Raw genomic sequence first — 9,517 nt, 5'->3', positions numbered from 1 at the left:
GAGCTGGCTCACCTGGGCCAACCAGCGCTGAAAGGCTTGAGTATCCATGGTGGGCTGACCTCACAAGCGGATGTCTGCCTTAAAGCTTAGTCCTTGCAACACGGTCTTGGGACATAGCCATAAAAAACCCGCCACATGGGCGGGCTTTTTCGTTGCGGCAACTGTAGAACCTGTTTCGGATCTCGCGAGCTAGAGTCCTGCAAGGCGCTACGTTAGTAACAGCCTCCGGCGGGTCAAAGCGGCGAGATAAATGAGCCTTACTCGTTTCACTCGCCCTTCGGGTCGCACTAAAGCGCGTTAGCCGCAAGCGGCTTGCCGAGCCGGGTTTTAACGCCGCAGGGCCGACGCGGGTTCTCAGCGGGCGTCAATCTGCTGCTGCAGATTCTGCACCTGCGCCTGCAGAGTGCTGATATTGCGGGTCATCTGCGCGCGGAAAGCATCGAACTCTGCCGTGCTGCTACCGGCGGAACGAGTCTCCAGATCGCTTTTCAGCACCAGCAGGTCCTGCTCGAGGCGAGCGATAGCCTGGTTGGGGTTGCCCTGTTTCTTCAGCGCATCAATTTCGCCATTCAAGCCTGCAAGCTTCTCGTCGAATTTGCTCTGCCCAGCCAAAGCACCTTTCAGAGTGGCGTGCTCGCTTTTCAGCGTTGCCTGCTCGGCGTTGAGCTTCTTCAGCGTGGCTTCGAGCTTTTCACCACCGCCTTCCTGCCCCTTCAGTTGTACGGCCAGTTGCTCAAGACGCTTGCCCTGCTCACTCTGCTGGCTGGCGGAGCCCTGCTGTTGCTTACTCAGCTCGGCCAGTTTGTTTTCCAACTGCTTGACCTGCAGCTTCAACGCTTCACTGCCGCTGGTAACTGACGATTCAGTGGCCACCACCTTCCCGGAAATATCCTGAATCCGCCCGGCCGCTTCCTCACTGATACGCGCGAAGCTCTCCTGGGTGGCAACCAGTTGCTGCTCCATCAGGCTGATCTGCTGAAAGCTCCACCAGCCGAGTCCGCCCAGGGCAATCATCAAAGCACCCACCAGCGCCCAGAGTGGGCCAGTGCTGGCCGACTTAACCGGTGCCGCGGCCGTCGTGCGGCCATAAGTGTTACCGCGTGCCGGCTCCGGGTGATCCGTCTGATAGTCATCGTGATCGCGCTGATCCGCCCGCAGGCTGGGCACGTGATCGAGTTCGTCGTGGGCATCGTTACGCATGGGTCAACCTTCAAGAAAGCGCGAGGGGTGCAAATTGCCGCGCAGTATAACGGTTCGCGCGCAGCGCTTCAGTGTCGCGCCATGCCAGTGCGAGGCGCACCGACGAAGGGCATGACACAGCCCATCGACTCGCTGCAGCCCGCGCAGCTCAACAGAATGTGAACTGGTATGCGCTTTGCAATTACCTATTTGCGACGTTTTTGCAGCACCAGGGAGTAAAGGTCTGCAGGCGCGATACGCACGCGGCAAACGCGGCGAGACCAGGCAGGTAACATCCGGATGGATGATGCCCAGCCCACTTGTAATAGCAGGGGGAAGGTCCATGGAGCTGAACAGAGAAGTATTGGATTGCATGATGAGCCTGCGCCGCAGGCTGCGCGAAGAACTGACGGTGGACATTCGCATGAGCCAGCCTGATGCGATCAACAGCATGCTCAGCGCTTGCCTTACCTCAAGCAACGAAGAAACCCGTCAACTGGGACAACTGCTGGCCCAATACAGCGACCGTCCCTTTGGCGAGCCAACGATCACACCACGTATGCAGGCCGGCCATCCGCTGCTGGTGGAAGACTTCGCTCAGCGCCCACCCACCAGCGGCTCGGTAAGGATGTATCGCGGGCAGCGTGTCTACGTCTGAGAATGTGCTTACCAGCGATCAACTCGGGTGATGCGCCTGCCACCAGGCGCAGAACTCATCCAGTGCGCTCCATAAGCTGGCCTTGGGTTCGTACTCCAGGTACTGCTGCGCGCGGCTGATATCTAGGGAGAAATCCTTGGCCATCACCGCCACACCCAGGCGAAACAGAGTCGGCTCCGGGCGACCGGGTAGCAGCTTGCAGACGCCTTCATTCAGCGCCGCCGCGCCATATGCCAGGCCATAGGGCAGATGGCGGGTCACCGGCGGCAGGTCGAGTTTGCGCAGCACATAATTGACCACGTCCCACAGCGGCACCGGCGCGCCATTGCTGATGTTATACACCTGTCCCAGCGCCAGCCCGGCAGCCAGCAGGCAGCTCATCAGCGCGTCGTTGAGGTTGTGCACGCTGGTGAAATCGACCTTGTTCAGGCCGTTGCCGATGATCGACAAACGCCCCTTGCGCTGCATATTGATCAGCCGCGGAAAAATGCTGGTATCGCCCGCCCCGGTAACAAAGCGTGGGCGCAGCGCCAGTACTTCCAGGCCGAACTCCTGAGCAGCAAACACCTGCTGCTCGGCGAGAAACTTGGTTTTGCCGTAATGATCGGAAAAGCGCTTGGGCAGCTGTTCTTCACGCAGGCCTACATGCGCCTGGCCATCGAAATACACCGACGGCGAAGACAGATGCACCAGCCGCCGAACCTTCTGCTTCAGACAGGCATCCACCACGTTCTCGGTGACCGTGACGTTGGCCTGATAGAAATGCTCGTAACGCCCCCACACGCCAACCGCGCCAGCGCAGTGCACCACGGCCTCGACATCCCGACACAGCTGCTGCACCAGCTCGGGGTCGGACAAATCACCCTGGATAAACTCCGCGCCACGCGAGCACAAGTGTTCAACGCCCTCGGCACGCCGTCCATTGACCCGCACGCTCAAGCCCTGCTCCAAGGCAAAACGGGCGAAACGCCCACCGATAAAGCCACTGGCCCCGGTTACCAGAATCTTCATTGCCGCCCCCTTTGCCGTGATTGCCGGCCACTCTAGCAGCGCACGCAGGCCGCTGCCGTGGCATTGCAAGCCAGAACAACGACTACACACACCCTGCTACAGGCCAACAGCAGCGGACATAGCAGCTAAGCTGCTCCCCCACACCCCCTAACAAAGGAGCACTGGATGGCCACGCACTGGATGATTTACGGAGCCAACGGTTACGCCGGCCACTTGATCGCCGCCGAAGCCAAGCGCCAGGGCCTCACGCCCATTCTCGCGGGGCGCAACCCGGCCGCCGTACACGCCCTGGGCAGCCTGCTGGGGCTGGAGTGCCGGATATTCGATATCCACCAGCTGGATCGAGCCAAGGAAGCTCTGGCCGATATTGCCGTGGTCGCCCACTGCGCCGGGCCATTCTCTGCCACCAGCGCACCGATGCTCGATGCCTGCCTGGCCAGCGCCACCCACTACGTCGATATCACCGGCGAGATCAGCGTGTTCGAAGCCGCTCACCAACGTGACCAGCAGGCCCGCGAGCTATGTGTGGTGGTCTGCCCCGGCGTGGGCTTCGATGTGACCCCCAGCGATTGCCTGGCCGCCTGCCTGCACCAGGCTCTGCCCGATGCCACGCACCTGGCGCTGGGTTTCGACTCTGGCAGCGGGCTCTCGCCCGGCACCGCCAAAACCTCGGTGGAAGGCTTGAAGTTCGGCGGCAAGGTGCGCCGCGCGGGGATTATCACCGATGTCCCGCTGGGCTATAAACGGCGCACCATTAATTTTGGCCGTGGTGAGAAAACCGCGGTAACCATTCCCTGGGGCGACGTCTCCACTGCTTACCACTCCACCGGTATCGACAATATCGAGGTGTACCTGCCGACACCAACAGCGGCGGCAATCCTTATGCGCCTGATCGACCCGTTACGCCCTTTGCTAGGTCTGGACGCCGTGCAGAACTGGCTCAAGCGACTGATTGAAAAACGCGTTAGCGGCCCAGATGAAACCAGCCGTACACGCCAGCGCACCTGGCTGTGGGGCGAGGCACGCAATGCCGCAGGTTTGGTGAAAACCGCACGCCTGGAAACAGCCAACGGCTATGACGTAACCGTACATGGCGCCTTGCTGGCCGTGCGGCACCTGTTGGACTACAACGGCCCCGGCGGTTATTTCACCCCCAGCAAGCTACTCGGCGAGCGCTGCGTGGAACAGCTGCCGGGGTCGGACAAGGTAGTTATTAGCTAAGCGCCACCAGGCTTTGGCCGGCAGCCTGGGCAAGGTGGCGCGTCAGCTGACTAAGCAACTCGCCGCCATTGCGCCAGTGATGCCAATATAGAGGAACATCGATTGGCCGCTCACTGATCAACTCAACCAACTCGCCACGGGCCGACTCCCCCAGTACTTGCAGCTCGGGGATCAGCCCCCAGCCAAACCCGGCCTGCGCCAGGCGGATAAATCCCTCGGATGATGGGCACAGGTGGTGGGAAAAACCACCTTCGACGCCCAGGCTGGACAGATAACGGTGCTGCAACAGGTCATCCGGGCCGAAGACGATAGCCGGGGCATGAGCCAGCGCCTGCGCCGTTACTCCCTTTGGAAAATGCCGGGCGATAAACGCCGGACTGGCCATGGCGCGATATCGCATCGCTCCTAGCAGTACAGCCCGTGCACCGGCCACCGGGCGCTCGCTGGCGCATACACAAGCGGCGACTTCACCGGCGCGCATGCGCTTGAGGCCGACCTCCTGATCCTCCACCACCAGATCCAGCAGCAAACGCTGTTCGGTACAGAACGCGCCCACCGCGCCGGCCCACCAGGTGGCCAGGCTGTCGGCATTCAACGCAATGCGCAGGCGCTCCGGTAAACCGCTCTCATCCAGCCCCGGCACCTGCGCCTGAATATCACGCTCCAGCAAACGCACCTGCTGCACATGGTTAAGCAGACGCCGGCCGATTTCCGTCGGCGCTGGCGGCACCGCACGCACCAGCACCGGCTGACCGACACGCGCCTCGAGCAGCTTGATCCGCTGCGACACGGCGGATTGCGACAACCCCAGCACCTGCGCCGCCCGCTCGAAGCCGGCCTGTTCGACAACCGCGGCCAGGGCGGCGAGTAGTTTGTAATCCAACAAAATAAGATTTCCTAATGAGCGATCAGAATTATTGGTTTCTCTTATATACCCAGCCGCAGCAAACTGACCAGCATCCCCACCCTGAACAAGGCACTCCGCATGGCCGGCGAAACCTCACTGACAACATTGTTACGCAGCATGAGCCCACAGCTGAACGATGGCGCTTACGTGTTCTGCAGTCTGAGCGATATCGCGCAGCTTGGCGGTTTACATCCGCTGGGCAGCTTTCAAGAAGCCGAAGGCCTCACTGTGATCCTGCCGCGCCAGCAGGCTGAACAACTGCGCCTGCCATACAGCTACGTGGCCGCCTGGCTGACGCTGCACGTGCATTCGGCTTTAGAGGCAGTCGGTTTGACGGCTGCCGTTGCCAGCGCACTGGCGCAAGCCGGGATCAGCTGCAACGTGATCGCCGGTTTCTACCACGACCACCTGTTCGTCGCCCACGCCGATGGGCCGCGCGCGCTGGCCGTTCTGCAACAGCTCAGTGAGCAGGCGGAATAACCGATATGTGGCAGAGCTATAGCAACGGATTACTGATCGCCGCCGGGCTGATCATCGCTCTCGGCGCGCAGAACGCTTTTGTCCTGGCGCAGAGCCTGCGCCACGAGCATCATCTGCCGGTGGCGCTGCTCTGTGTGGTCTGCGATGCCCTGTTGGTGGCCGCTGGGGTCTTTGGTCTAGCTACCGTACTGGCGCAAAGCCCGCTGCTGCTGGACATCGCCCGCTGGGGTGGTGCAGCCTTTCTGCTCTGGTATGGCGCCCAGGCGCTGGTCCGCGCCAGCCGCCCACAGGCACTGAATCAGGCCAGTGAAAGCGGCCCACGCTCACGCAAGGCGGTGCTGCTGGCAGCCCTGGCGGTGACGCTGCTCAACCCGCATGTGTACCTCGACACCGTACTGCTGATCGGCTCACTCGGCGCCCAACAGCCGGTGCCCGGCGCCTATGCGCTGGGGGCGGCAAGCGCTTCATTGATGTGGTTCTTCTGCCTGGCCCTCGGCGCAGCCTGGCTCGCGCCCTGGCTCGCGCGCCCAAGCACCTGGCGCTTTATCGACCTGGGCGTGGCCCTGATGATGTTCAGCATCGCCTGGCAGCTATTGAGCAACCCCGGCATGCTCTAGTACGGCCCTGATGCAACATGCCGAGGTGGTTTTCCACACAGTTGCCGCGTGTTTAAGGCGCAGTGCCGGTGCTATGATCAAAGGCTTGCGGCGCAAAGAGATAACTCACGCCGCTGAGATGGCCGCCCGTGATCGGCCTCGCGCACACCGCACCTGATCTGATTAGGAGATAGACAATGGCTTTCGAATTGCCGCCGCTGCCCTACGCACATGACGCCCTGCAGCCGCACATTTCCAAGGAAACCTTGGAGTTCCACCACGACAAGCACCACAACACCTATGTCGTGAACCTGAACAACCTGGTCCCAGGCACCGAGTTCGAAGGCAAAACCTTGGAAGAAATCGTCAAGACTTCTTCGGGCGGCATCTTCAACAACGCCGCTCAGGTCTGGAACCACACCTTCTACTGGAACTGCCTGGCGCCTAACGCCGGTGGCCAGCCGACGGGTGCCCTGGCTGACGCGATCAACGCAGCCTTTGGTTCCTTCGACAAGTTCAAGGAAGAGTTCAGCAAAGTTTCCATCGGCACCTTCGGTTCCGGCTGGGGCTGGCTGGTGAAGAAGGCTGACGGTTCCCTAGCCTTGGCCAGCACCATTGGCGCCGGTTGCCCGCTGACCAGCGGCGACACCCCACTGCTGACCTGCGACGTTTGGGAGCACGCCTACTACATCGACTACCGCAACCTGCGCCCGAAGTATGTTGAGGCGTTCTGGAACCTGGTCAACTGGGACTTCGTAGCGAAAAACTACGCCGCCTAAGTACCAACGCATCACACAAGAAACCCGGCTCTTATGGCCGGGTTTCTTGTTTTTGCGCGCAAGGTTCTGCCACCGCGACGCAATCCATATGACTTCTGCTCGTTACCTGGTCCACGCTCTAAGCCCGCACTATCGCATTCCCGCAAGGCAGTGTTGAACGCCTTATCTGGCCGCCAGAGCCAGGGCGAAACCGCGCATGTAACCATCCCAAACAATCGAATATTGATAGCCGCCGCCCTCTATAAAGATGAGGGCATAAGGTAGGGCAACGCTCACGCCGAAGAAAAACCGCCCAACGGCACTCAAGCCATAAGCAACTCGCACCGACATAAAGCAGGCAGTCAACACGCTGCCAGCGTCAGCGCCATCGCCACCCAGATAACTTGTTCGACAAAGTTTGATAATGGCCCTTTGACTGCAAGCGCGACTTTGCCAATACTCACTAGCGTCTGACGCCGATGGCCTCGAACAAGGAACCACCATTTGAAGCTGGAACTCAAAAACAGCTTGTCACTCAAGTTGCTCCGCGTGGTGCTGCTATCAGCGCTGATCGTCGGCGTGGTCTTGAGTCTTGCGCAGATTGTTTTCGACGTTTACAAAACACGTCAGGCAGTGGCTAACGACGCACATCGCATTCTCGGCATGTTCCGCGACCCCTCCACCCAGGCGGTCTACAGCCTGGACCGGGAAATGGGCATGCAGGTCATCGAAGGGCTGTTCCAGCATGAGTCAGTGCGCATGGCCGCCATCGGCCACCCCAACGAACCGATGCTGGCGGAGAAAGCCCGCGAGCAAGTCGATATACCGACTCGCTGGCTGACCGACCCGATCCTCGGCAAAGAGCAGAACTTCACCACCCAGTTGGTTGGTCGAGGCCCCTACAGCGAATACTACGGCGACCTCAGCATTACCCTCGACACGGCCCCCTACGGTGAAAACTTTGTCACCAACTCGGTGATCATCTTTATCTCCGGTGTGCTGCGCGCCCTGGCCATGGGTTTGGTGCTGTATCTGGTCTACCACTGGCTGCTGACGAAACCACTGTCGAAGATCATCGAGCACCTGACCAACATCAACCCGGACCGACCCAGCGAGCACAAGTTGCCGATGCTCAAGGGCAACGAGAAGAACGAGCTGGGCCTGTGGATCAACACCGCCAACCAGCTGCTCTCCTCCATCGAACGCAACACCAACCTGCGCCGTGAAGCAGAAAACAGTCTGCTGCGCATGGCTCAGTACGACTTCCTCACCGGCCTGCCGAACCGTCAGCAACTGCAGCAGCAACTCGACCAGATTATCGAAGACGCCGGCCGCCTCAATCGCCGGGTGGCCGTACTCTGCGTAGGTCTGGATGACTTCAAAGGGGTCAACGAACAGTTCAGCTATCAGACCGGTGACCAGTTGCTGCTGGCCCTGTCCGACCGTTTGCGCGGCCACAGTGGCCGGCTCGGTGCGCTGGCCCGATTGGGTGGCGACCAGTTCGCTCTGGTGCAGGCCGATATCGAACAGCCCTACGAGGCCGCCGAGCTGGCGCAGAGCGTACTCGACGATCTCGACAACCCGTTTATGCTCGGCCAGCAGCAAGTGCGCCTACGCGCCACCATCGGCATCACCCTGTTCCCGGAAGATGGTGACAGCACCGAGAAGCTGCTGCAGAAAGCCGAACAGACCATGACCCTGGCCAAAAGCCGCTCACGCAACCGCTACCAGTTCTACATCGCCAGCGTCGACAGTGAAATGCGCCGCCGCCGCGAGCTGGAAAAAGACCTGCGCGACGCCCTGACGCTGAACCAGCTACACCTGGTCTATCAACCACAAATCAACTACCGCGATCACAGCGTGGTAGGTGTCGAAGCCCTGCTGCGCTGGCAGCACCCGCAGCATGGTTTCGTGCCGCCGGATCTGTTTATCCCACTGGCCGAGCAGAACGGCACAATCATCCCGATTGGCGAATGGATTCTCGACCAGACCTGCCGCCAGCTACGCGAATGGCACGACCAGGGCTTCACCGAACTGCGTATGGCGGTCAATCTGTCCACCGTCCAGCTGCACCACGCCGAGCTGCCACGGGTGGTTAACAACCTGATGCAGGTCTATCGCCTGCCACTGCGCAGCTTGGAGCTGGAAGTCACCGAAACCGGCCTGATGGAAGACATCAACACCGCCGCCCAGCACCTGCTCAGCCTGCGCCGTTCCGGTGCACTGATCGCGATTGACGATTTCGGAACCGGCTACTCTTCCCTGAGTTATCTGAAAAGCCTGCCGCTGGACAAGATCAAGATCGATAAGAGCTTCGTCCAGGATCTGCTCGAAGACGAAGACGACGCGACCATCGTGCGCGCCATCATCCAGCTGGGTAAGAGCCTCGGCATGCAGGTCATCGCCGAGGGCGTGGAAACCGTCGAGCAGGAGGCTTACATCATCGCCCAAGGTTGCAACGAGGGTCAGGGCTACCTGTACAGCAAACCGCTGCCCGCGCGCGAACTGACCGCCTATCTAAAACAGGCCAGGCGGCTGAACAGTGCCGCCAACCCCGCCACACTCTAACGCCAGACGCCTATAAAAAAGGCTATGTCCCAAGACCGTGTTGCAAGGACTACGCTTTAAGGCAGACATCCGCTTGTGAGGTCAGCCCACCATGGATACTCAAGCCTTTCAGCGCTGGTTGGCCCAGGTGAGCCAGCTC

9 protein-coding genes are annotated in these 9,517 nt (G+C 60.6%); 6 read left to right on the top strand and 3 right to left on the bottom strand.

Translation table 11 applies throughout. The features are described 5' to 3' along the window. Positions 1–354: 354 nt before the first annotated feature. Positions 355–1,200 (bottom strand): ATPase, encoded by an 846-nt coding sequence (locus AACX99_RS21820; RefSeq protein WP_339414515.1) that lies wholly within the window; start codon positions 1,198–1,200, stop codon positions 355–357. Between the two features lie 322 nt (positions 1,201–1,522). Between AACX99_RS21820 and AACX99_RS21815 the strand changes: the two genes are divergently transcribed. Continuing rightward, a complete protein-coding gene (locus AACX99_RS21815) occupies positions 1,523–1,837 on the top strand; it encodes a hypothetical protein (protein WP_339414514.1) in 315 nt (104 codons plus the stop codon). Between the two features lie 18 nt (positions 1,838–1,855). Here the strand turns inward: AACX99_RS21815 and AACX99_RS21810 are convergent, their stop codons facing one another. After that, entirely contained in the window at positions 1,856–2,848 is a 993-nt protein-coding gene (locus AACX99_RS21810; protein WP_339414513.1) for an NAD-dependent epimerase/dehydratase family protein, read from the bottom strand. 165 nt (positions 2,849–3,013) lie between these two features. Between AACX99_RS21810 and AACX99_RS21805 the strand changes: the two genes are divergently transcribed. Beyond that, complete coding sequence (locus tag AACX99_RS21805) at positions 3,014–4,069, top strand: saccharopine dehydrogenase family protein (protein WP_339414512.1); 1,056 nt, start codon at positions 3,014–3,016, stop codon at positions 4,067–4,069. On the opposite strand, the gene AACX99_RS21800 is transcribed toward AACX99_RS21805, so the two are convergent. Next, complete coding sequence (locus AACX99_RS21800) at positions 4,062–4,955, bottom strand: LysR family transcriptional regulator ArgP (protein WP_339414511.1); 894 nt, start codon at positions 4,953–4,955, stop codon at positions 4,062–4,064. The two genes, AACX99_RS21805 and AACX99_RS21800, sit on opposite strands and share 8 nt — an antisense overlap. A 99-nt stretch (positions 4,956–5,054) precedes the next feature. Here AACX99_RS21800 and AACX99_RS21795 point away from each other — a divergent pair, with 99 nt between their 5' ends. From AACX99_RS21795 to AACX99_RS21780, 4 genes are all read left to right on the top strand, one after another. Continuing rightward, a complete protein-coding gene (locus AACX99_RS21795) occupies positions 5,055–5,456 on the top strand; it encodes an ACT domain-containing protein (RefSeq protein WP_339414510.1) in 402 nt (133 codons plus the stop codon). Between the two features lie 5 nt (positions 5,457–5,461). Beyond that, positions 5,462–6,073 carry a LysE/ArgO family amino acid transporter gene (locus tag AACX99_RS21790; RefSeq protein ID WP_339414509.1) on the top strand — a complete coding sequence of 204 codons (612 nt, stop codon included), beginning with the start codon at positions 5,462–5,464 and terminating at the stop codon, positions 6,071–6,073. A gap of 176 nt (positions 6,074–6,249) precedes the next feature. Continuing rightward, positions 6,250–6,831: a superoxide dismutase gene (locus tag AACX99_RS21785; protein ID WP_090249029.1), complete on the top strand. Its 582-nt coding sequence runs from the start codon at positions 6,250–6,252 to the stop codon at positions 6,829–6,831. A gap of 483 nt (positions 6,832–7,314) precedes the next feature. Further along, positions 7,315–9,378, top strand: a complete 2,064-nt coding sequence (locus tag AACX99_RS21780) for a putative bifunctional diguanylate cyclase/phosphodiesterase (RefSeq protein WP_339414508.1) — start codon at positions 7,315–7,317, stop codon at positions 9,376–9,378. The last annotated feature ends 139 nt before the right edge of the window (positions 9,379–9,517 follow it).

The organism is Pseudomonas sp. EA_35y_Pfl2_R5 (genome assembly GCF_963970805.1).
Classification (GTDB): Bacteria; Pseudomonadota; Gammaproteobacteria; order Pseudomonadales; family Pseudomonadaceae; genus Aquipseudomonas.
The sequence above is the reverse complement of the archived record's forward strand: the minus strand, read 5'-3'. Positions and strand labels throughout refer to the sequence as shown.

What these genes read in the sequence shown, in the direction of transcription:
- AACX99_RS21820 (WP_339414515.1), bottom strand. Translation starts at nt 1,200, where the DNA reads ATGCGTAACGATGCCCACGACGAACTCGATCACGTGCCCAGCCTGCGG.
- AACX99_RS21815 (WP_339414514.1), top strand. Translation starts at nt 1,523, where the DNA reads ATGGAGCTGAACAGAGAAGTATTGGATTGCATGATGAGCCTGCGCCGC.
- AACX99_RS21810 (WP_339414513.1), bottom strand. Translation starts at nt 2,848, where the DNA reads ATGAAGATTCTGGTAACCGGGGCCAGTGGCTTTATCGGTGGGCGTTTC.
- AACX99_RS21805 (WP_339414512.1), top strand. Translation starts at nt 3,014, where the DNA reads ATGGCCACGCACTGGATGATTTACGGAGCCAACGGTTACGCCGGCCAC.
- AACX99_RS21795 (WP_339414510.1), top strand. Translation starts at nt 5,055, where the DNA reads ATGGCCGGCGAAACCTCACTGACAACATTGTTACGCAGCATGAGCCCA.
- AACX99_RS21790 (WP_339414509.1), top strand. Translation starts at nt 5,462, where the DNA reads ATGTGGCAGAGCTATAGCAACGGATTACTGATCGCCGCCGGGCTGATC.
- AACX99_RS21785 (WP_090249029.1), top strand. Translation starts at nt 6,250, where the DNA reads ATGGCTTTCGAATTGCCGCCGCTGCCCTACGCACATGACGCCCTGCAG.